General features: G+C 40.2%; 19 protein-coding genes, 1 pseudogene and 1 CRISPR repeat array. Of the genes and pseudogenes, 14 read left to right on the top strand and 6 right to left on the bottom strand.

All coding sequences use genetic code 11. The annotated features are described in order from the left end of the window. Nucleotides 1-9: 9 nt before the first annotated feature. The 9 genes from ppsA (at nt 10) to H6G79_RS04060 (ending at nt 11637) form a co-directional block, all read left to right on the top strand. Nucleotides 10-2574: a phosphoenolpyruvate synthase gene (gene ppsA / locus H6G79_RS04020; RefSeq protein ID WP_190589740.1), complete on the top strand. Its 2565-nt coding sequence runs from the start codon at nt 10-12 to the stop codon at nt 2572-2574. A gap of 458 nt (nt 2575-3032) precedes the next feature. Continuing rightward, a complete protein-coding gene (locus H6G79_RS04025) occupies nt 3033-3470 on the top strand; it encodes a XisH family protein (protein WP_190589739.1) in 438 nt (145 codons plus the stop codon). Beyond that, nucleotides 3440-3799, top strand: coding sequence for a XisI protein (locus tag H6G79_RS04030; protein WP_190589738.1), 360 nt, complete (start codon nt 3440-3442; stop codon nt 3797-3799). Before H6G79_RS04025 ends, H6G79_RS04030 begins: the two co-directional genes overlap by 31 nt. 479 nt (nt 3800-4278) lie before the next feature. Beyond that, nucleotides 4279-5730 carry a dolichyl-phosphate-mannose--protein mannosyltransferase gene (locus H6G79_RS04035; RefSeq protein WP_190589737.1) on the top strand — a complete coding sequence of 484 codons (1452 nt, stop codon included), beginning with the start codon at nt 4279-4281 and terminating at the stop codon, nt 5728-5730. A gap of 405 nt (nt 5731-6135) precedes the next feature. Further along, nucleotides 6136-8439 (top strand): ATP-binding protein, encoded by a 2304-nt coding sequence (locus H6G79_RS04040; RefSeq protein WP_190589736.1) that lies wholly within the window; start codon nt 6136-6138, stop codon nt 8437-8439. Continuing rightward, on the top strand, nt 8387-8833 hold the full coding sequence (locus tag H6G79_RS04045) for a response regulator (protein ID WP_190589735.1): 447 nt from the start codon (nt 8387-8389) through the stop codon (nt 8831-8833). Before H6G79_RS04040 ends, H6G79_RS04045 begins: the two co-directional genes overlap by 53 nt. A gap of 135 nt (nt 8834-8968) precedes the next feature. Further along, nucleotides 8969-10129 carry a hybrid sensor histidine kinase/response regulator gene (locus tag H6G79_RS04050; protein WP_190589734.1) on the top strand — a complete coding sequence of 387 codons (1161 nt, stop codon included), beginning with the start codon at nt 8969-8971 and terminating at the stop codon, nt 10127-10129. A 62-nt stretch (nt 10130-10191) separates the two neighbouring features. Next, nucleotides 10192-11160 (top strand): glutathione S-transferase family protein, encoded by a 969-nt coding sequence (locus H6G79_RS04055; protein WP_190589733.1) that lies wholly within the window; start codon nt 10192-10194, stop codon nt 11158-11160. Between the two features lie 24 nt (nt 11161-11184). Continuing rightward, on the top strand, nt 11185-11637 hold the full coding sequence (locus H6G79_RS04060) for a DUF3592 domain-containing protein (protein WP_190589732.1): 453 nt from the start codon (nt 11185-11187) through the stop codon (nt 11635-11637). Nucleotides 11638-11667: 30 nt separating this feature from the next. Here the strand turns inward: H6G79_RS04060 and H6G79_RS04065 are convergent, their stop codons facing one another. Beyond that, nucleotides 11668-12186: a dihydrofolate reductase family protein gene (locus H6G79_RS04065; RefSeq protein WP_190589731.1), complete on the bottom strand. Its 519-nt coding sequence runs from the start codon at nt 12184-12186 to the stop codon at nt 11668-11670. A 23-nt stretch (nt 12187-12209) separates the two neighbouring features. On the opposite strand from H6G79_RS04065, the gene menH reads away from it, so the two are divergent. Next, nucleotides 12210-13019: a 2-succinyl-6-hydroxy-2,4-cyclohexadiene-1-carboxylate synthase gene (gene menH / locus H6G79_RS04070; RefSeq protein ID WP_190589730.1), complete on the top strand. Its 810-nt coding sequence runs from the start codon at nt 12210-12212 to the stop codon at nt 13017-13019. Between the two features lie 140 nt (nt 13020-13159). On the opposite strand, the gene H6G79_RS04075 is transcribed toward menH, so the two are convergent. Both H6G79_RS04075 and H6G79_RS04080 read right to left on the bottom strand, forming a co-directional pair. Next, nucleotides 13160-13738, bottom strand: a complete 579-nt coding sequence (locus H6G79_RS04075; RefSeq protein WP_190589729.1) for a Uma2 family endonuclease — start codon at nt 13736-13738, stop codon at nt 13160-13162. A 49-nt stretch (nt 13739-13787) separates the two neighbouring features. Then, nucleotides 13788-14441 (bottom strand): glycoside hydrolase, encoded by a 654-nt coding sequence (locus H6G79_RS04080; RefSeq protein ID WP_396019787.1) that lies wholly within the window; start codon nt 14439-14441, stop codon nt 13788-13790. A gap of 103 nt (nt 14442-14544) precedes the next feature. On the opposite strand from H6G79_RS04080, the gene H6G79_RS04085 reads away from it, so the two are divergent. The 3 genes and pseudogenes from H6G79_RS04085 to ahcY all read left to right on the top strand — a co-directional run bounded on the left by H6G79_RS04085 (nt 14545) and on the right by ahcY (nt 16407). Beyond that, nucleotides 14545-14817: a hypothetical protein gene (locus H6G79_RS04085; RefSeq protein ID WP_396019786.1), complete on the top strand. Its 273-nt coding sequence runs from the start codon at nt 14545-14547 to the stop codon at nt 14815-14817. Nucleotides 14818-14842: 25 nt separating this feature from the next. Next, nucleotides 14843-14989: pseudogene (locus H6G79_RS04090) on the top strand (DUF4351 domain-containing protein); the annotation flags it as partial. A gap of 140 nt (nt 14990-15129) precedes the next feature. Continuing rightward, on the top strand, nt 15130-16407 hold the full coding sequence (gene ahcY / locus H6G79_RS04095; RefSeq protein ID WP_190589727.1) for an adenosylhomocysteinase: 1278 nt from the start codon (nt 15130-15132) through the stop codon (nt 16405-16407). A 180-nt stretch (nt 16408-16587) separates the two neighbouring features. Beyond that, nucleotides 16588-17603: direct repeats of the CRISPR family, unit length 37 nt; unit sequence GTTTCAATCCCTAATAGGGATTAGTTTGAATTGCAAT. 529 nt (nt 17604-18132) lie between these two features. Here the strand turns inward: ahcY and H6G79_RS04100 are convergent. From H6G79_RS04100 to recN, 3 genes are read right to left on the bottom strand one after another with little or no spacing between them, the layout of a single operon-like run. Continuing rightward, nucleotides 18133-18585, bottom strand: coding sequence for a PIN domain-containing protein (locus H6G79_RS04100; RefSeq protein ID WP_190589726.1), 453 nt, complete (start codon nt 18583-18585; stop codon nt 18133-18135). After that, nucleotides 18582-18866 (bottom strand): hypothetical protein, encoded by a 285-nt coding sequence (locus H6G79_RS04105; protein WP_190589725.1) that lies wholly within the window; start codon nt 18864-18866, stop codon nt 18582-18584. The genes H6G79_RS04100 and H6G79_RS04105 overlap by 4 nt, the downstream gene beginning before the upstream one ends. Before the next feature lie 47 nt (nt 18867-18913). After that, nucleotides 18914-20659: a DNA repair protein RecN gene (recN, locus tag H6G79_RS04110; protein ID WP_190589724.1), complete on the bottom strand. Its 1746-nt coding sequence runs from the start codon at nt 20657-20659 to the stop codon at nt 18914-18916. Nucleotides 20660-21041: 382 nt separating this feature from the next. On the opposite strand from recN, the gene H6G79_RS04115 reads away from it, so the two are divergent. After that, the gene (locus H6G79_RS04115; protein ID WP_190589723.1) at nt 21042-23033 is read left to right on the top strand and encodes an AarF/ABC1/UbiB kinase family protein; all 1992 of its coding nucleotides are present in this window, start codon (nt 21042-21044) and stop codon (nt 23031-23033) included. Nucleotides 23034-23392: the final 359 nt, after the last annotated feature.

Consider the following 23392-nt stretch of genomic DNA (forward strand, 5'->3'; position numbering starts at 1 on the left):
GTAACAACTATGGTTACAGCATCTCATCAAATTTTGTCTTCACTTTCTAAAGAACAATCGCTGATTCTTTGGTTTGATGAAGTAGGCATTCAAGACATACACCTAGTAGGTGGAAAAAATGCCTCTTTGGGAGAGATGATTCAACAATTAACCCCCAAAGGTGTGAATGTACCAACGGGGTTTGCAACTACAGCTTATGCTTATCGTTATTTTATTCAATCGGCTGGGTTAGAAATCCAGTTACGGCAACTTTTTGCTGATTTAAATGTTGAGGATGTGAACAATTTACGCGAACGTGGAGAAAAAGCGCGATCGCTATTATTACACACACCATTCCCCAACGATTTACGCCAAGCCATTGCCCAAGCCTACGAAAATTTATGTGATAAATATCAAACCCAAACTGATGTTGCAGTTCGTTCTAGCGCCACGGCGGAAGACTTACCTGATGCGAGTTTTGCCGGACAGCAAGAAACTTATTTAAATATTGTTGGTGTTGATGAAGTAATTACAGCTTGTCATAAATGTTTTGCTTCTATATTTACTGACCGCGCTATTTCTTATCGTCATACAAAAGGATTTGATCACTTTAATGTAGCTTTATCAGTTGGTGTCCAAAAAATGGTGCGTTCTGATTTAGCTACATCTGGGGTGATGTTTTCAATTGATACCGAAACCGGATTTAAGGATGCAGCTTTAATTACCGCCGCCTACGGTTTAGGGGAAAACGTTGTCCAAGGTGCAGTGAATCCTGATGAATATGTAGTATTTAAACCCACATTAAAAACAGGTTTTCGGCCGATTTTGGATAAAAAATTAGGCAGTAAAGAAATCAAAATGATTTATGTGTCAGCTTCCGAAATTGATTTAGTCGCTTGTGCTGCTGACAATGCCCATACATTAACAGTTAAATCAGATGATAATTGCAAGTTAACCAAAAATGTCCCGGTTTCGGAAAGCGATCGCACCAAATTTGCCCTCAATGACGCAGAAATTTTACAATTAGGGCATTGGGCTTGCGTCATCGAAGACCATTATTCCCAAGTCCACAGTAATTACACCCCAATGGATATTGAGTGGGCAAAAGATGGCATTACCAATCAACTATTTATAGTGCAAGCGCGTCCTGAAACTGTGCAGTCACAGAAAAAAGGCAATGTCTTACGCAGCTATCGCCTAATGTTAGGGAATAGTGAATCGGGAGTAGGGAATGGGCAAAATTCCCCCCAACTCCCCACTCCCAACTCCCCACTCCCTCTAGTAACCGGACGCGCCATAGGTGAAGCCATCAGCCAAGGTAAAGTGAGTGTCATTGTCGATGTTCACAACCTTGATAAATTCCAGCCAGGGGATGTGTTAGTTACCGAGAGAACCGACCCCGACTGGGAACCAATTATGAAACGCGCCAGTGCAATTATTACCAATGCGGGTGGTCGTACCTGTCATGCAGCGATTATTGCACGAGAATTGGGTGTGCCGGCGATCGTTGGTTGCGGGAATGCGACACAAGTCTTGCAAAATGGTCAAGCAGTCACCGTTTCCTGTGCTGAAGGCGAAGACGGTAAAGTTTATCCTGGCTTGTTACCCTTTGAAGTCAAAGAAGTCCCCTTAGAAAACTTACCCCGCACTCGTACACAAATTTTAATGAATGTTGGTAATCCCCAGGAGGCTTTTAGCTTATCTGCAATTCCCAACGACGGCGTAGGTTTAGCGCGGACAGAATTTATTATTGCTAATCAAATTCAAATTCATCCAATGGCGTTAATTCATTACGACCAATTGCAAGATGAAAAAGTCAAACTCCAAATAGCAGAAATCACCGCACTTTATCATCATAAACCACAGTATTTTGTGGATAAATTAGCCCAAGGTATAGCCAGAATTGCCGCCGCATTTTATCCCAAACCTGTGATTGTGCGAATGTCAGATTTTAAGAGTAATGAATACGCCAATTTATTAGGTGGTAAACAATTTGAACCGAATGAAGAAAACCCGATGTTGGGTTGGCGTGGTGCCGCACGTTATTATGATGAAGGTTATAAAGCTGCTTTTGCCTTAGAATGTCAAGCTATCAAACGAGTCAGGGATGAAATGGGTTTAACAAATGTCATCCCGATGATTCCATTTTGCCGCACGCCCGAAGAAGGCAGGTTAGTATTAGCAGAGATGGCAAAAAATGGCTTGCAACAAGGTGTGAATAACTTGCAAGTTTATGTGATGTGCGAGTTACCAAGTAATGTAATTTTGGCAGAAGAATTTGCTGATGTTTTTGATGGTTTCTCTATAGGTTCTAATGATTTGACACAGCTAACCTTGGGTTTAGACAGAGATTCAGCTTTAGTCGCCAGATTATTTGATGAACGCAGTCCCGCCGTCAAGCAAATGGTGAAAATGGCTATTGAAGCCGCTAAAAAACGCCACCGGAAAATCGGTATATGCGGACAAGCACCCAGCGATTATCCAGAATTTGCTCAGTTTTTAGTTGAACAAGGAATTGATTCGATTAGTCTAAATCCCGATTCGGTATTAAAAACAATGCTGGAAATTGCTAAAGTAGAAAATCCTGAGTCTTAAGTAAAGCGATAAAGTTTAGATTGTAGAGACTCAGATCCCCGACTTCTTTGAGAAGTCGGGGATCTTCTTGTTCACGAATAATTTATGACTACTATATTATTTCCGGTTGATTATGAGACAATTTATAAATTATGTGTGTGGTGTGTTAAGCGGAAGCAGTAACGCACCACACAAAGCTAATACACCCTAAGTCTATTTCAAAATCAAATATGAGTCATAGGGCGGGGCGCGACAGCATCTACGGCCTTGTTGGTTTTCGTGTTGTCTGCGGTGTTGGGAGGATTCTCCGGTAGCCCTTTATACTTATTACCCTTTTACACTTTACACTTGTTCTTTTTCCCTTCCTTTTGTCGCCATCAGGTGACTCGATTTTTTTGCAGCAAATACTGTACTGTCATACTAGTACGCCTTTAACGTCTTGGTATTACAATCATCACAATCGATAACTTAAGCCATATATGCCAGTTAGAGACCGCTACCATCAAAACGTAAAAAATGCCTTAATTAAAGATGGCTGGACGATTACTGATGATCCATTTCATTTGAAATGGGGTAAAAAAGACTTATATGCTGACTTGGGTGCAGAAAAGTTGCTTGTAGCCAACAAAGGAACGCAAAAAATCGCAGTTGAAATTAAAACTTTTGGTGGAGACTCAGAAGTTGCAGACCTCGAACAAGCAATTGGTCAGTATTTCACCTACCTTGCTGTGATGTCTCGCAATTATCCAGATAGGGTTTTGTATATTGCTGTGCATGAGGATGTTTTTACTGATATTTTTGAGGAAGAGCCACTTGGTAAACTCATATTGGAAGACTATAAAATTCCTCTCATTGTTTTTCATCCAAAACGGGAGGTAATCGTCCGATGGGTACGTTGGAACAATACAGACAGCTAATTTGCCGTATTCTGACTGAACATACAAAAATTCCTTACTCTTACGGTAATATTCAGCACGAAACTATCTTTGATAAAGAACAAGACCGATATTTAGTGATGATTTTGGGTCGAGAACCAGTACCAGAACTCTCGCCAACTGCAACTCGCCGGGTTCACGGCTGTCTAATTCACGTTGATATTATTGATGGTAAGATTTGGATTCAGCGTGATGGTACGGAAGACGGAATTGCTAAAGAACTCGTCAATGCTGGCGTACCGAAAAATCAGATTGTGTTGGGATTTTGGTCTGAGGAACTGCGACAAGATTCAGAATTTGCGATCGCTTAATATTAGGTTAATCAAAACCCTTCTCCAAACCTCTCCTCTGCAAGGCTACCTTGTACATATAAGTTGAAAATAGGCATTATGAAACGCATCCCCCCTAGAACTAAAGTTCCAGGCTGATAGCCAAAGTCCACTCAAGTGGACTGGAATGAGTTTCTTGTTGAGTCATCTGAAGATGACTTGCGCTATGAGACGCGGAATTCATTCCGAGGCGGGACAGATGCACCACACGAATATTTGTGTGTACACCGTAGCCCCTGCGTTGCGCGGGTTTCCTTTGAAAGCTTCATTTCACCTTTCAAAACTATTAATCTTGAAGTCCCTCTCCGCGTCGGAGAGGGGTTGGGGAGAGGTTCATCAAATTTACGTTGGCATTATTCAGTACTATTAGGGTTGTCAATGCTCACCTTAAAAAATTTTTCCACAGAAAGCAACACAAAGGGGAAAATAGCTAAAGACTATTGACTGATGACCATTGACTAATGAGTAAAAACTGGTTTCGCATTGGGTTAGTGAGTATCTTTTTACTCTCACTTGCTGTCAGGTTTTGGGGACTAGACAGGTTTAACACCTTAGTCTTCGATGAAGTTTATTACGCTAAGTTTGGAAATAACTATCTTACCCATGTTCCGTTTTTCGATGGTCATCCACCATTGGGAAAACTGATCATTGCTCTCGGTATATGGCTGGGTAGCCATGTAAAATTTTTATATGAGAATGTGAATGGGCTTACGGGTTCACTGCGATCGCCTTGGGATTATCGTTGGATTAATGCTTTTTTAGGTTCATTTATCCCTTTATTAAATGCTGGGATTGCTTATCAACTAAGTTCACGGCGTAGCTTTGCTTTAATTGCTGGGTTATTTACGGCTGTTGATGGCATTTTTATTGTTGAATCCCGCTATGCTTTGATTAATATATATATCGTAATATTTGGGTTATTAGGTCATTGGTTGTTTCTTTTAGCCTTAAATCATCAAAAACAACAACGTAAATTATTTTTAATTATTGCTGGTATTGCTTTTGGTTGCTCAATTGCGACCAAGTGGAATGGTTTATTTTTTCTAGCAGGTGTTTATTGTTTGTGGCTATTTGCTTGGATATGGCAAATAATCGGCAAAAAAATCAATCATAATTCTGAAGAAATTCATCAGCAGACTGAATCACCACTACAAAAGCTCACTCAAATCTATGCTTGGCAAATAATATTATTTTTAGGAGTTATCCCACTTATTGTTTATAGCTTGATTTGGATTCCCCATTTACAACTAGATACCAAATATGGATTTATTGAAGTCCACAAGCAAATTTTGAGTTTTCATGAACGGTTGGGGGGAAATAATGCTAACGTGCATCCCTACTGTGCTGCTTGGTATAAATGGCCGTTGTTAATCAGACCAATGGCATATTATTACAAAACTGCCTACAGTATTCATGAGCCATTGCCTGTTTTGGGGCCAGATTTGCCTGCGAATGCTGGAAAAATTATTTATGATGTTCATGCAATGGGCAATCCTTTTTTATGGTGGTTTAGTGTTGCTGCCATGTTATTTTTAATCGGAATGCTCATTGTTTCAATGGTAATGTTTTTGCAGCAAAAAAAACAATTTACCTTACCGAAAAACTTTACTGTCGATACCTGGATTGCTTTGTACCTAGTGGTAAATTATGCCACTAATTTAGTACCTTGGATGAGAGTATCGCGCTGCGCGTTTATTTACCACTATATGACGGCTGTGGTATTTGCATTTTTAGCGATCGCTTGGTTTGTAGATCAATGCCTACGGAGTTATTATTATCCATTGCAGGCGATCGGTGTCAGCCTTTCTGTAATTATTTTGGTGGCTTTTGTGTTTTGGTTGCCGATTTATTTAGGTTTACCACTGAAAATCGAACTTTATCGCCTCAGAATGTGGTTTAACTCTTGGATTTAAATCTAAAATACCTCTAACCTGTCACCTATCACCTCTAATCTCCTTAATACTGCTACATATATGCAGGGTAACTAATCACATCTTTTTTACATTTCTTATCTGTATTTATAGAGTCTGGCTGTTAGACTAAAAACGCAAGTCAAGCTAAAAATAGAGCTAAGTAGCACAACTGAGGTAGCAAAAAATTAAGTATCGAAAAATCAGAAATGATGAAGAAAAATAAAGAAAGATTTTATAATTCATCATTCTATTTTTTTACTGTAAGAATTCCGTAATTACCGGATTTATAGAATCACAATTATATCAGCTTACATCTAGGAAGTGTCACAAAGTTATCCACACTATATGTAACACCTAATATAGAGCCTGCTTTTGATGCTCCCTAGGATATAGAGGAGAAGCCCAATGGAATTAAATGTACAACTTCCTAGCATTAATATTACTAGCTTAAAAGAAGCGCCAATTCATAATTCTCGCCAAATTCAGCCCCACGGAATATTGTTAGTTTTGGCAGAACCGGAATTACAAATCTTACAAGTAAGTAATAATACTTGGTCTGTGTTCGGGATAGAACCCGAAGCAATGTTACAAAAGAAACTGGAAGATTTATTAGACTCTTATCAACTCGAAAGAATTAAAGCAGGGTTAGCCGAAGCTAATCTAGAGTTTATCAACCCGACAAAACTTTGGTTCCGCAAGAAGGGTGATGAATACATAGTTTTTGATGCAGTTTTTCACCGCAACTCAGAAGGATGTTTAATTCTGGAGCTAGAACCAACTTTTTCCCAAGAAAACATCCCATTCTTAAGTTTTTACCATCTAGCGAAGGCTTCTATTAACCAGTTAGAAAAAACTTCAAACCTGCGGGACTTTTGCCAAATCATTGTTCAAGAAGTGCGGAAGGTAACTGGTTTTGACCGGGTAATGTTATATAAATTTGATCATGATGGACATGGTTCAGTGATTGCCGAAGAAAAGCTAGAAACCCTAGAGCCTTATTTAGGTTTACATTATCCTGAATCAGATATTCCTAAACCAGCAAGAAAGTTATTTGCATCTAATTCTATTAGAATTATCCCGGATGCCAAAGCCGAACCAGTACAACTGATTCCCGCCATCAATCCAGTTAGTCAGCGTTCTGTAGATTTAACCAATTCTATTTTGAGAAGTGCGGCATCTTGCCATCTGGAATATTTACATAATATGGGTGTGGGTGCTTCTTTAACTATCTCCTTAATTAAAGACCAAAAACTCTGGGGATTGATTGCTTGTCATCATCAAACACCAAAATTTGTCTCCTATGAATTGCGGAAAGCCTGCGAATTTTTAGGACGAGTGATATTTGCAGAAATTTCTGCCAGAGAAGAAACAGAAGATTACGACTATCGGATGAATTTGACACATATTCAATCGCTGTTGGTTGAATATATGTCTCAGGAAGAAAACTTCATTGATGGTTTAGTTAAACATCAGCCGAATTTATTAGATTTAACCAGCGCCCAAGGTGCGGCTGTTTGTTTTGGCGATCGCTGTACACTTATAGGTGAGACTCCCGCCGAAGAAGACTTGAATTTTTTGGTGCAGTGGTTAAAGAATAACGTCGATGAAGAAGTTTTCTATACCAATTCTTTGCCAGAAGTTTATCCCGATGCCGAAAGATTTAAAAACGTTGCGAGTGGTTTATTAGCAATTCCCATTTCTAAACGCAATTATGTTTTGTGGTTCCGTCCCGAAGTCATTCAGACCGTGAATTGGGGTGGTGATCCTAATAAAGCGTTTGAAGTTAGTCAAACAGATGGTAATGTGCGTCTGTGTCCCCGCAAATCTTTTGAATTGTGGAAAGAAACAGTCAAACTGACATCTTTACCTTGGCAATATGTGGAAATTAAAGCCGCATTGGAATTGCGAAAAGCAATTGTAAATATTGTCTTGCGCCAAGCCGATGAACTGGCTCAATTAGCCCAAGATTTAGAACGTTCTAACGCCGAATTGAAAAAGTTTGCCTACGTTGCTTCTCATGACTTGCAAGAACCACTCAATCAAGTGGCGAATTATGTGCAGTTATTGGAAATGCGCTACAACGAAGAACTGGACGAAGATGCGAAAGAATTTATTGGCTTCGCCGTTCAGGGTGTGAGTTTAATGCAGACTTTGATTGATGACGTACTAGCATACTCCAAAGTTGATACTCAAGCGATCGCATTTCAACTAACAGAAGTCGAAACCGCCTTAGAACACGCCCTCAGCAACTTACGACAGCGCATTGCTGAAACTGGTACGGTAATTACCTATGATCCCTTACCCACAGTCATGGCTGGTAGTACCCAGTTAATGCAACTATTCCAGAACTTGATTGCTAACGCCATCAAATTCCGTAGCGACCAACCACCCCGCATTCATGTAGGTGCAGAAAGATTAGAAGATGAATGGTTGTTCTGGGTACGCGATAATGGTATCGGTATAGAACCCAAATTTAGCGATCGCATTTTTGTCATCTTCCAACGCCTACACACCAGAGACGAGTATCCTGGTACGGGTATGGGTTTAGCTATATGTAAAAAAATTGCCGAATGTCATCGAGGTCGCATCTGGGTAGAATCACAACTTGGTGAGGGAGCTACCTTCTACTTTACAATTCCAGTTGGAGGGCGCGAGCGTGAGCGTAGAAACGGAAGACAAGCCCAAAACCATCTTTTTGGTCGAGGATAATAAAGCCGATATCCGCTTAATTCAAGAAGCATTGAAAAATAGCGCAGTCCCGCACGAAGTCGTGATAGTCAGGGACGGTGTGGATGCAATGGCCTTTTTACGCCAAGAAGGTGAATACGCCGATGCTCCCCGCCCCGACCTGATTCTGCTAGATTTAAACTTGCCTAGAAAAGATGGTCGAGAAGTCTTAGCAGAAATTAAAAACGACCCACTCCTGAAACGTATCCCCGTAGTTGTGCTGACAACCTCAAAAAACGAGGATGATATTTTTCACAGCTACGACTTACACGTTAACTGCTACATTACAAAATCTCGCAACCTCAGCCAACTCTTCCAAATCGTCAAAGGTATCGAAGATTTTTGGCTATCTACCGTCACCTTACCTTCAGAGTAATTAGATGGGTGTAAGGGTGTAAGGGTGCATGGGTGCAGAGGAGAAATTTACCCTACTCCCTACTCCCTACTCCCCACTCCCTACTCCCCACTCCCTACTCCCCCTCCCACTTCCCAGGGCTTGAAATAAAAAACTATGGCTGGAAGCTTAGTAAAAATCTTGTTAATTGAAGACAATCTGGCAGAAGCTAGGTTATTGCAAGAGTTTTTGCAGCAAGCCGACGCTAAAGAATTTGTGCTAGTTCATGTCAAGCGATTACAAGAAGCAATCAATAAACTCAAAAGCAGCGATTACGACATCATATTACTTGACTTGACTCTACCCGACAGTCAAGGATTATCATCTTTGCCAGTCTTGATTAATTGTGCGCCCAGCGTGCCAATTGTGGTACTCACAAATACTAACGACGAAGAACTAGCGATTGAAGCAGTCAGAGAAGGAGCGCAAGATTATTTAGTCAAGCGCCAAGTCAATGTTCATACCTTAGTTCGTTCTATCTGTTATGCGATCGAGCGTAAACAGCTTTTAGAAACATTACGCCAAGTTAATCAAACATTACAAGTACAAGTTAAAGAAAGTACCGCCGAACTAGTGAAAGCTAACGAAATTAACCAGTTCAGATCAGAATTAGTTTCCATGCTTTCTCATGATATTCGTCAACCGCTAAATACTATCCTCTTAGCCGCCGGATTACTTCAAAATAACGAAGATAAATTAACTCAAGAAAAAAAACGCAATCATTTACAAATGATTCGCGCAGCTATTAAGAACATGGCGCGAATGTTAGACGAAGTGTCTGTAATTGATAGGGTTGACTCTGGGAAATTTCCCTGTGACCTTGAGCCATTAGATTTAGAAGGATTTTGTCGCCAATTAGTTTATGAAGCGCAATTAAATATCAAAGAAAAAAATTTAAATCTGGTATTTACCAGTTATGGAGAATTAGCTGAAGCAGTTTGGGATGAAACTCTACTACGCCACATTCTAGGCAATTTATTAGGCAATGCCATTAAATATTCTCTACCTAATGGCAAAATTCAGTTTGAACTAATTAGCCAAGAAAACTCCGTCATGTTCCGGTTTCAAGATTGGGGAATCGGTATCCCGAAACAAGACCAAAAGCGGATGTTCCAACCTTTCCAACGTGCCGAAAACGTCGGGGGAATTCCTGGGACTGGCTTAGGTTTGGCAATTGTAAAAAAGTGTGTCGATGCCCATAACGGCGAAATTATGCTCAACAGCGAGGTAGGAGTCGGCACAACTTTTATCGTCACTCTACCTTTGATTAAGCTGTAAACGCCAAAAAAGTCTGTTAAACTATCGCCAAATCATTCCATCAATTAATATAGGGAAAAAATATGGCATTAGGTAGATTAGTTAACGGACAATGGACAACTGTCTGGACAGAACGGAATGAGAAAGGCGAATTTCAGCGAATGCCAACACAGTTTCATCATAAAATTACCGCAGATGGCGCTAGTGGATTTAGAGCAGAAGCCGATAGATATCATTTGTATGTTTCTTTAGGTTGTCCTTGGGCGCATCGCACTGTTTTATTACGTGCTTTAAAAGGGTTAGAAAAAGTGATTGGTCTTTCTATCGTTGACCCTGTAATTAGTGAACAAGGATGGAAATTTTCTGATAAACAAGGATGTATTCGAGACAAAGTTAACCAAGCTGATTATCTTTGGCAAATTTACACCAAGGCAAATCCCACTTATACCGGAAGAGTTACCGTTCCAGTACTGTGGGATAAACATACAAACAGCATTATCAATAATGAATCTCGGCAAATTATCCAAATATTAAATACAGAATTTAATTTCTTTGCTGAGAAAATGGTTGATTTTTATCCCAAATCCCTACAAGCTGTCATTGATAAAACCATTGATGCTATTTACCAGCCGATCAATAATGGTGTGTATCGCGTTGGTTTTGCCACAACCCAAACGGCTTATGAACAAGCCATGAAAGAATTATTCTTGGCTATGGAACATTGGGAAAATGTTTTAGGTAAACAGCCATATCTCTGCGGTGAAGAAATTACCTTAGCCGATTGGTGTATGTTTACGACTTTGTTTAGATATGATTTAGCATATTATAGCTTGTTTAAGTGTAACTTGAAGCGGTTAGTGGAATATCCCAATCTCTGGAATTATTGCCGGGAGCTATATCAATATCCTGGTGTGAAACAATGGTGTAATATTAGTCATATCAAACAACTGTATTATGTAGGTCTACCAGAATTAAATCCGAGTGGAGTGATGCCAGTAGGCCCGATAATTAATTTTGACTTACCTTATAAATGCCGCGATCGCCAAATCTAGATATTTTACTCAAGTCTCAAATATATGCCAAATCAAGATGTCACCTTTTTTCGCATATTTGGTTCTATATTTGCGGGGATTGGTAGTATTTTTTTGATCACAGGTATCATCATTGCTATAGATACTCGCAGTTTCTCTAAAAATTCTATCCCCGCCCAAGGAACTGTGATTAACGTAGTCAAACATAAATCTAGAGATAGTAAAGGGCGTTCTTCTACTATTTATTATCCAGTCATCAAATTTACAGCAAATTCTGGTAAAGTAGTAGAATTTGAAGCTGGTAGTGGCAGCAACCCCCCAGCATATTCTCCAGGACAACAAGTAAAAATTCTCTACAATCCCCAAGAGCCAGAATCTGCTGCTATTCACTCTTGGTTTGATTTATGGTTTTTACCTACAATGTTTATTGGTATGGGTTCACTGTTTGTTGTAATTGGGGGAATCCCATTAATAAAATCATTCCTACCTAGAAGCTAAAACAGAGAGCGATCGCTGATAATATTAATCTTAAGTTTTCACATTATACGTAACTTGCACTAACCCTGAATCATAACTTTTCACATTTCGCAACTCCAGTTTTGTAGCGATACTTGAGTCCTTAATAATTAATGGAATCCCACTGCCTAAAATAATGGGATGAATTGAGAGAATTATCTCATCAATCAAATTATGCTGTAAAAAATAATGAATTGTCTGCCCTCCGCCAACTAACCAAATCACACCACCACGAGATTGACGTAAATTTGTTATAAAATTAACCCAATCATCATTGATAAATATTGCGTTATTCTCTGCTTTACCTTGCAGAGTATGAGAAAGTACAAAAACTTCTTGTTCACTGTATGGATATTCATCAAAACCCAGTACTTGCTGATAAGTCTTGTGACCCATAATTAATGTATCAACTTCAGCAATAAACTCAGAGTAACCATAGTCTTGGTCTGTAAATAGCCAATCTATTTCCCCTGATTCTCTAGCAATATATCCATCAAGGCTAGACGCAATAAATAAACTAATTTTTCGCATAAAATTTGTATAAATTTAATAGTATGGGAGAAAATTATAAATTTCACTATCAATTAGTTAGCCATCCAAATAAACCATATATTATTTTTCTACATGGTTTTATTGGTCAGCTAGATGAATTTGACGAAGTTCTACAACTTCTGGGTACAGAATTTTCTTATCTCACTGTTGACCTTCCCGGACATGGTAAAACTCAAGTATTTGGTGAAGATAAATACTATAACATTGAACAAACTGCTCAAGCATTAATTAATTTATTAGATGAATTGCATATACCCAAATGCTTTTTAGTTGGTTATTCAATGGGTGGAAGATTAGCCTTATACCTAACTTTATATTTTCCTGAGCGTTTTGACAAAGTTATCTTAGAATCAGCATCTCCAGGTTTAGTTACAGAACAAGAACGAATAGAAAGAATTAAAAAAGATGAACAAATAGCCAGAAAACTCTTAAGATGTGTTTCTAAGAGTGAATTTCGAGAATTTTTATTAAACTGGTATAATCAGCCAATTTTTGGTTCTATCAAAAATCATCCAGGATTTGACAGAATGTTAGCCAGCCGATTACAAAATCAACCACTGGAGTTAGCTAAATCACTCAGAATTATGGGGACAGGTAGTCAACTGTCGTTATGGCATAAACTTAAAGATAATACAGTACCTTTGCTTTTACTAGTAGGTCATAATGATGAAAAGTTTATCAATATCAATATCCAAATGTCCGGGATATGCCCAGTTGCTCAATTAAAAATAATTAGTAATTCTGCTCATAATATTCATTTAGAAAATACTCCAGAATTTGTGCAGTATATTCAAGACTTTTTAGCAGGATAATTAAATTTATAGCCTGTTGATGTAAAAAATATCTGCGTCCATCTGTCTTGAAAAGTTTGCTCAAGTCGGCAGAGCCGCCCACGCAACTTTTCGCTGCGTCTATCGGCGGTTAATTACTCTTTATTTGTCCAGGAATATCTTTAAGACCAAATTTTTTGCAGATTGATGACAAATCCAGATAATACATTTTCACCAGAAAGAACTTGAGGCGATTTTAAAACTTCCACCTCTCGTCCTGGACGATATATTTCTACTTCTTGTTGCTTGCGATTAAATAACCAACCTAATCGGCAGCCATTTGCCATATATTCAGTCATTTTAGCTTGAATTTTTGCCAAAGAATCAGATGGTGACATAATCTCAATGACAAAATCTGGACACAAGGGAATAAACCTTTCTCTTTGTTCTTTACTCAAAGCATCCCAACGAGATTTTTCTACCCAAGAAACATCAGGAGAACGGTCAGCACCATTTGGTAAAGTAAATCCAGTAGAAGAATCAAAAACTTCTCCAGCTCGTGTTTGTTCATTCCACAAAGCGACTTGCAGAATTAAATTAACATTACTTCTGCCTGTTTCTCCTCCCGTTGGGGGCATAATAATTAATTCTCCCTGAACATTGCGTTCTAATTTTAAATCTGGATTTTCTGTACATAGGCGGTAAAATTCCTCTCTTGTGAGTTTAATTACAGAATCAAGATTTAATGTTATTGCTGTCATTGGAAAATTACCATTTTCATTTATTTACTGAGAAATTTAAGACGTTTACTTAAGGAGTTGGTGCGACATTTACTGATGTTGATTGATTAGCTGCGGCTAATTCTTCTTTTAACATTTTCTGATAAATCTTAGGTAAAGAACTACTGATAGAATTTGTTTCAATTCCATATCCTAAACTTGTCCAAGTCGGAGATAAACGGCGTAAAACATCATTTATTTTGCCTTGACGCAAAAGTTTAGAAATATCCACACCCCAAACTTGATTATCGTTTAACCAACGATAAACTACTACATCTTGAAATTCTGGTTCAAAACTATAAGAAGTCCAAAACACCATTCTCGCTGGGCTGGGATGATATCGGGGTGCGATATTAAACCAAGTAGTATTGATAATTTGATATCTGCCCGCAGCTGTAGAACAATTACCTGTGTTTGGCCCGGTAACGATAGTGACGCAGATTTCTGGGTGACGACTTAAGTCTGTAACTTGTTGTCCACCATACAACAGAGAGTAGGGACGGTTCCCATTAGCTTCGCTGGCGGAAATGGTTCGCATCAAGGCGCGAATATAGGGGTCGCCGCCTTTCATGACTAGGGGTGGTTGATTATCATTAAAGACAGGATCAGAAGGCGATCGCAAGTCTCCAAAGATATACCACTGTAACAAGCATATAAAAGCCAATAGCGCCGCGATCGGCCCAATTAATTTTTCAACCCCTTTCAATTCAAACTTTTTCAGAATCCGACTCCTCACTTGACTTTCTTCAATACTAACTAATGCAACACTGGTTACATTTCTCACGATTATGGTGTACAAGTTTGAACAATTAACCAGAACGGAGGTTGAGCCAATGCTGGGAATTACACTCAAAGAAACCAGAGTTTACCGAGAAATTAAAGAAGAAGGACTGGAAGAGGGTAGAGAACAAGGGCGTGAAGAAGGTCGAGAACAAGCAACAGTTAATCTGATTCTTCGATTGCTAAGTAACCACGCAAAATTAATTACAGTCATTGCGAGCGAAGCGAAGCAATCCCAGCCCTTGCGATTGCTTCATTTCGCTTCGCTCCATTCGCAATGACTTTGTGTAATTAATTATGTTTAACTACTTAACCAAGCGGTTTGGCGAATTATCAGAAGAAATGCGCTCTAAAATTGCTGGTTTGTCTTTGCCTGTTCTGGAAGAGGTAAGCGAAGCATTGTTAGATTTTACTAATTTGGCTGATTTACAGGCTTGGTTAGACAAGCGATAGATGAAACTCAGGAGCGATCGCCCTTCATCCCCTCCAATTCTAAATCCGAACTAAACAACCCAAAAATCCTAGTCGTACAATAAACTAAATAAAGTACGTAACCGATATTTACGTACATTTTTTACGTTTTTGAGGAACTTATGACCGCAACTTCTCCCCGATTAAAGCACGAGGTTAAAGACCTCGCCCTCGCTCCCTTGGGAAGACAGCGCATTGAATGGGCTGGACGGGAAATGCCAGTTTTACGGCAAATCCGCGATCGCTTTGCCCAAGAAAAACCTTTTGCTGGGCTGCGTCTTGTTGCTTGCGCCCACGTCACCACCGAAACAGCACATCTAGCCATTGCGCTCAAAGCTGGCGGTGCAGATGCAGTGTTAATTGCGAGTAACCCCTTATCAACTCAAGATGATGTAGCTGCTAGTCTTGTTGTTGATCATGAAATTCCCGTTTTTGCTATCAAAGGCGAAGACAACGAAACCTATAACCGCCACGTCCAAATTGCTTTAGACCACCGTCCTAACATTATTATTGATGATGGTAGTGATGTGGTTGCTACTCTAGTTCAGCAGCGTCAACATCAAATTGCTGATTTAATTGGGACAACAGAAGAAACCACAACCGGAATTGTGCGCTTACGCGCGATGTTCAAAGATGGCGTTCTCACCTTCCCGGCTGTGAATGTTAACGACGCAGACACCAAGCATTTCTTTGATAATCGCTACGGTACAGGACAATCAACCCTGGATGGGATTATCCGTGCGACAAATATTCTCTTAGCTGGCAAAACTATTGTTGTTGCTGGTTATGGCTGGTGCGGTAAAGGTACTGCATTACGCGCCCGTGGTTTGGGTGCAAACGTGATTGTCACCGAAATTGACCCCATCAAAGCAATTGAAGCGGTGATGGATGGCTTCCGCGTTTTACCAATGGCTGAAGCTGCACCCCAAGGTGATTTGTTTATTACCGTAACCGGTAACAAGCACGTCATTCGCGGTGAACATTTCGATGTTATGAAAGACGGTGCGATCGTTTGTAACTCCGGTCACTTTGATATCGAACTTGACCTGAAATATTTGGCTGGTCAAGCTGAAGAAATTAAGCTAGTCCGCCCCTTTACCGAACAATATAAACTGAAGAGTGGTAAATCAGTGATTGTTTTGGGTGAAGGACGCTTAGTCAACCTCGCCGCAGCCGAAGGACATCCTAGCGCGGTAATGGATATGAGTTTTGCAAACCAAGCCTTGGCGTGTGAATACTTGGTGAAGAATCAAGGTAAATTGGAACCTGGTTTACACTCGATTCCTACTGAGGTAGATCAAGAAATTGCGCGGTTGAAGTTGGAAGCTATTGGCATTTATATCGATAGCTTGACACCAGATCAAATTGAGTACATCAACTCTTGGACTAGTGGAACTTAAACTCAGCGTTAAAGTTTAAACGCTAGTATATGTTGACGGGATAGGTTCGCCTATCCCGTTTTAATTTTTGCCAACACCTTGAATAATTAACTCCATCGTCTGACTAATAAAGACTTGGTATTGCTGAATCAAGAGATGAAATTTCATGGACTCAAACATAAAACGCCTTGTCGCGTCTGTGCCTCTGTGTGAGACAATTCATCGTTTAAATTGCAATCATTTACTAACTCTTGAAAATTTCCATGAGCGATAATGTTTCAATCCCTAATAGGGATTAGTTTGAATTGCAATTTGCGATCGCGCCTGTGGATAAGTTGTTGAAGGCGAGGTTTCAATCCCTAATAGGGATTAGTTTGAATTGCAATGTTCGCTATGAATGGGGCAAACAACCATCTAATTTAAAGGTTTCAATCCCTAATAGGGATTAGTTTGAATTGCAATTTCAGGAGGTATACTCACCTCCTTTTTTATTGGAGAAAAAGCATGTTTCAATCCCTAATAGGGATTAGTTTGAATTGCAATGCCTACCAAGTATAACACTCAGTAGGCTGTAATTATGTTTCAATCCCTAATAGGGATTAGTTTGAATTGCAATACCGGATAACGGAATTGGATATAGAGCTAGGATAGATACAAAGGTTTCAATCCCTAATAGGGATTAGTTTGAATTGCAATGCTATACCCTAACCACTGCCAAGCATTATCAAAGCTGTTTCAATCCCTAATAGGGATTAGTTTGAATTGCAATTGCTGTAAACTATGTTTGTCACTATATCACAAGATACGACTATGGTTTCAATCCCTAATAGGGATTAGTTTGAATTGCAATAACATGATAAAGAACTTTATTTATTTACTCCTAATGTTTCAATCCCTAATAGGGATTAGTTTGAATTGCAATATTAGTTGTAATCTTGAATTAGATAAACTTACTAAATCGTTTCAATCCCTAATAGGGATTAGTTTGAATTGCAATCGGGTTTAATGTAGTTAACCTTATTTACTGTATTTTCTGTTTCAATCCCTAATAGGGATTAGTTTGAATTGCAATGATGTGTGGGTAAATGCTCATCTAGATTTAGTGTTTGGTTTCAATCCCTAATAGGGATTAGTTTGAATTGCAATAGGCAAATTTCCAGAAGGTCGAAATATAGTCTTTGTTTCAATCCCTAATAGGGATTAGTTTGAATTGCAATCGCGGGAGCCGGAAAAGCTTACTATATTTAGTTTTCAAGGTGCGGTTTCGCGGATGGGATAATTTTAACATGGTGGAATGTCAATTGATTTACATGAAATCGCTGAAACTCATACTGCGTAAGGTGCGCGGACGATTTTAATTAAATTTTTCTGCAAAACCTTACTCTCCAAGGAATCCAGCCATTCTGATTCAAGGGCGATTTTGTACACCTACCCATCCGCGCATTTTGACTAATTTTGTCGTGCTGCTCAGATACCCGACTTTTTCAAAAAGTCGGGTATCTATTAGGAACAACATTGGATTTGCATAAAAAATACAGTACACCAAAAAAATCCTCTTTCCTACTCCCAGCCTTTAAAGATAATTTCAAAAATCAAGCCAGTTCCTACAATTGCTGCTGAGTTAACTTTCGCGGCGGCGGTGGTTGGCTGCTTGCAATAACAAAGACTCAGCAAAAGCGATCGCCTCAACTTCTCTTAAGATAGAGGATTATGTATTGTCTGTGCTAAAGCAGTATTAGGTAGTAATCAACTGCAAGTAATGTTTTGCCACAACTCGGCTACTACAAATCTCGACAAGTGACCCACATTTGTTGTCGCAATTACAATATCTGGAATTCCGAGAACTATTGCTTGAGCCACTAGAATCATATCACCGTCAATCGTTTTGTCACCTGCTGTTGGCTGTCCTTGCTGACGAGCTTGCGCCCAAAATTCAGCTGCTTGACGCATTGCAGTTGTTGTCAGTGGCAAATACTCAAGAAATTTAGCTAAATTATCTAGACGAGCAATACCTTTGGTCTTATTCGCTCGTAATAATTCGCGGCGCACCTCGTAATCTGCAATCTCTGGAATAATAATACGGCTTCCCAATGTAACATGAGATTGGAGCCATTGAGTACAAGCAACACCCTCATTAGAAAGCTTGGGATTGGTAACTAAACCAAGCACTCCTGTATCTAACACAATAACTCGACTCACCAAGTTATACCTTTGAGCTCAGACGGAAATAACTTGCGTTCTGACAGCCGATCATTATCTAAAGCATGAATCAAATATTGACCTGTTTCCTGCTGTTCCTCTCCATCCTCATCATCTATCCACGACTGAAGTAAGTTAACTGCTTGGGCTTGTTTTTGCTTCAGTAGGATAGAATTTGTCAAAAGCTGCAATGCTAATGCTTCTACTGAAAGCCCTTGCTGAGTGGCTTCTTGTGCAAGATACTGTTCTAACTCTGGTGAGAGATTAAGGGTTAATGTCATACATTCCTAATTTTGACTACTATATGCAGGTGCGTTAAATTTCATGGTCAACTTTCGCGGCGGCGGTGGTTAGCGGCTTGCAATAACAAAGACTCAGCAAATGCGATCGCATCTGTGGCAGATTTACCCCCAGCTAACTGCGCTAGTTCTTCCCGGCGCGTACTAATATTATCTAAATAAGTAACTCGGACAACGGTACGCTGTTCTGTGCTGCCATTGTTAGCTTTTTTACCTTTACCTTGGGTAATAATTTGCTTATCTACCCGGAAATGACGGTCAGCCATTGCTGCTACTAAGGGTTGGTGCGTCACGCACAATACTTGATGGTGTTGACCGAGTTGGTATAATTTTTCAGCGATCGCTTGGGCAACTCTCCCAGAAACACCGACATCGATTTCATCAAACACCAATGTTTCGGCGGAGTCTGCTTGCGAAAAACAAGCTTTCAGTGCTAGTAAAAAGCGGCTCATTTCACCACCAGAGGCAATTTCGGTCAATGGTTGCAATGGTTCGCCAGGGTTGGGACTGAACACAAAGGTAATTTTATCTGCACCCGCCGCAGTGGGAACGATGGGTACTATTTCCACTTGGAATTGTACTTTTTCCATCGCCAATGGTTTGAGTTCTGCAATCAACCGCGATTCTAAATTATTCGCAGCTTGACGGCGCAATTTGGTTAATTTTTGACAAGCTTGGGTTAGTTTATCAAAACAAGTTTTTTCTTGCTGTTCTAAACTTTCAATTGATTGTTCACTATCGTTGAGTTCGGCTAATTCTTGTTGGATACGTTGATAATAAGCGATCGCTTCTGTCAGCGTCGGCCCATACTTGCGGCAAATTTGCTTTAATTCTCGGATTCTTTCTTCGACTTCTTCCAATCTTTGGGGGTCGGCTTCTAAACTATCCCCGTAGGCGTTAATTTGTCTGCCAACTTCCACAACTGCCGTTTGAGCATCTCTGACCAATTCTAATAATGATTGCAGTTGGCTATCATATTCCACCATATCATTTAAGGTGGCTTCACTATCTCCGAGTAAGTCGGCGGCGGCTGGTGTATCACCGTCGTTTTGATACAAAGCCTGATAGATTTTGTAACTCATCTGTTGCAAGTCAACAACATGATTTAAGCGTTCCCGTTCTTGGGTCAGTTGTTCTAATTCTTGCGGTTCGCTGAGGTTGGCGGTGGATAATTCCTGCACTTGATAAGTCAGCAAGTCGAGTTGTTGCAGACGTTCCCGTTCGGATGTGCGGCGTTTTTCTAGGGCAAGATGGGCTTGTTGGTAAGCATGATAAGCTGTGGCAATCACTTGACGCTGATGAATTAAAGCATCGCCACCATACACATCTAACCATTCCCGGACTTGGGCTGGTTGTCCGACTTGGACTGTTTGACCTTGGGCGGTAATTTCCACGAGGCGATCGCGTAATCCTACCATGATTTGCCGATTCACTAATACACCATTCACCCGCGATCGGCTGCGGACATTACTACCTGTGGCGGTAATTTCTCTACTAATTACTACTGAGTGATCATCAATTAAATCTATTTCCTGTTCCGTTAACCAAGCGGCTAGGGCATGATGAGATTTAAAGGTTGCTTCTACCATTGCGCGAGTTGTTCCAGTGCGGATAACTCGACTGGAAACTTTACCACCCAAGGCTGCATCAATCGCATCTAAAATAATCGATTTTCCCGCGCCGGTTTCACCTGTCAAAACATTTAACCCAACGCCAAATTCTAGTTCCAGTTGGTCAATTAGGGCAAAGTTTTCAATTCGCAGACCAAGCAACATCAAGCTTCTCCCTCGTTAGTGCTGAGTGCTGAGTTTTGAGTGCTGAGTGTTTTGTTAGCCAGAATAATATTAATAATCAAAAGTGCCGTAGGCGCTCATTGCCCTGACTCAGCAACGCCAGTTGCTACAACGGAGGGAACCTCCGCAACGCACTGGCTCCTCAGCACTTTCTACTCAGCACTTAAAATGGAACTAGTACGTTTTCAGTGTAGCAAACCTAGCCTTTGCCTCTGCTGGTGTAAATAAATATTTTGAGTCTTAGTAGCCACAGCTATATTATGCGGAAAATGCTAATTAAGCTGATCCCCAATTTTAGGGATGTGGACAGCAAAACATATTGTTACAATACTTAACATGTTTCATTTGACTGGTGGCTTTCTTCATGATGGTTAAGACACTTCCCCCAACCTCCCAAACGATTGAGGGTGAAATATATAAGACTGAAGTAGTATCAGACAATGGTACACCAGCTTTAGTTGTGCGATCGCCCAATCGGCTGATTCCAAGTACCGAACCGGAAGCAGTGAAATATAACGCCGCAGAAATAGCGGAACATTATCAAAGCCGACCTCTACAGGTTTTACAACGAATTATTACTGTACTGCGTCCGACCTTGGCTTTTTTCTTCGGTTTGTGGTGGGACAGCAAACGCGGAGTCGTCATCAAAAATGACCGTCGTCGCGCTGTGCAGTTACGGGAGTTATTAACGCGACTAGGGCCTGCTTACATCAAAATTGGTCAAGCCTTATCTACCAGACCTGATTTAGTTCCGCCGACATATTTAGAAGAACTAACCAGACTCCAAGACCAGTTACCGCCATTCCCTAATGAAATTGCTTACCAGTTTATTGAAGAAGAACTGGGCGCACCACCAGAAGAAATTTATGTAGAATTATCCGCACAGCCCATTGCCGCCGCTTCCTTGGGACAAGTTTATAAAGGTAAACTGAAAACTGGTGAAGAAGTTGCTGTCAAAGTGCAACGCCCGGATTTAAGAGAAAGAATTACGATTGATTTGTATATTTTGCGCCGCATTGCTGGTTGGGTACAAAGAAACGTCAAACGAGTGCGGAGTGATTTAGTTGGTATTTTAGATGAATTAGGCGATCGCATTTTTGAAGAAATGGATTATATCCATGAAGGTGAAAATGCCGAGCGTTTCTTTCAGTTATATGGTCATATTAGAGACATATATATCCCGAAAATTTACTGGGAATATACCAATCGTCGTGTACTGACGATGGAATGGATTAACGGTACAAAATTAACGCAAGCAGCCGAAATTGCTGCTCAAGGTATAGATGCACGTTATTTAATTGAAGTTGGGGTGCAGTGTTCGCTGCGGCAACTTTTAGAACATGGCTTTTTCCATGCTGACCCCCATCCAGGGAACTTGTTAGCCACACCCGATGGAAAATTAGCCTATCTCGACTTTGGGATGATGAGCGAGATTCAGCCGCCCCAGAGATATGGTTTAATTGAGGCGATCGTTCACGTCGTCAACCGTGATTTTGAAGGTTTAGCGCAAGATTACGTCAAACTAGACTTTTTAACACCAGATACAGACTTAACCCCAATTATCCCCGCATTTGCCAGAGTATTTGCTGATGCTCAAGGTGCGAGTGTCGCCGAACTCAACATTAAAAGCATCACCGATGAACTCTCAGCTTTAATGTATGAATATCCCTTCCGCGTTCCTCCCTACTACGCTTTAATTATTCGCTCTCTGGTAACTTTAGAAGGAATAGCAATCTTTATTGATCCTAACTTCAAAGTTCTCAGCGAAGCTTATCCTTACGTTTCCAAGCGCCTGTTAACCGACCCCGCACCACAACTGAGAACATCACTGAGAGATTTACTGTTTAAAGAAGGCAAATTCCGTTGGAATCGTTTAGAAAACTTGTTACGAAATGCGCGAAATAATGAAGATTACGACTTTAATTTAGTGTTAAATCAAGGTTTAGATTTTCTCTCTTCTGAACGAGGTGCATTTATTCGTGACAGATTAGTAGATGAATTTGTCAACGGAGTTAACGCTGTCGGTAAAAACGTGATGCACAACTTCACCTATTTACTGCGCGAACAGGTAGGTTTAACAGCAGTCAACGAAACACCAGCCGCCACAGTCGAACAACAGCAGACCTTAGAGCATATCAAAAATATCTTGAAAATTCTGCAAGAAACCCGTGGCTTTGACCCCATGCAAATGGCTCCTCAGTTGGCTCAATTATTATTCAACCCTGGCGTGCAGCGTTTAGGTCAACAAATCGGGACACGTTTAGTTCAAAAATCTTTAGCACATCTAATTCGGGAGTTATTAGCAGCAGAAGATATCGAACAAATCAGAACGCCAAGAGCAGGAATTAAAGCTTAACTCGCATATACGCCATACACTCCATAAATCCTGTAGAGATGTTGTTGGGACTTACGCAACTGGCATATTGTTTCTGTAGGGTGTGTGACGCAACGAGAAGCTTTGAACGTAGTCATAACATTGGTAGCGTCACGCACCAACTACCAATTGTGACACTTACGTAAGTCCTGGTTGTATGGCCATCCTATTTGATTTGTGAAAATCGAGAGGCGCAGATCCCCGACTTCTTGAAGAAGTCGGGGATCTTTTAGTTCAATAATTATTTATAACTGCTATGTGATACCAATTTGAAAAATGATTGCGACAAATGGGTTACTGAAAAGCTCACCAGTAAGCAATTTCCCAATCCAAAATCCAAA

This window comes from Anabaena sp. FACHB-83 (genome assembly GCF_014697485.1).
Taxonomy (GTDB): domain Bacteria; phylum Cyanobacteriota; class Cyanobacteriia; order Cyanobacteriales; family Nostocaceae; genus Nostoc_B.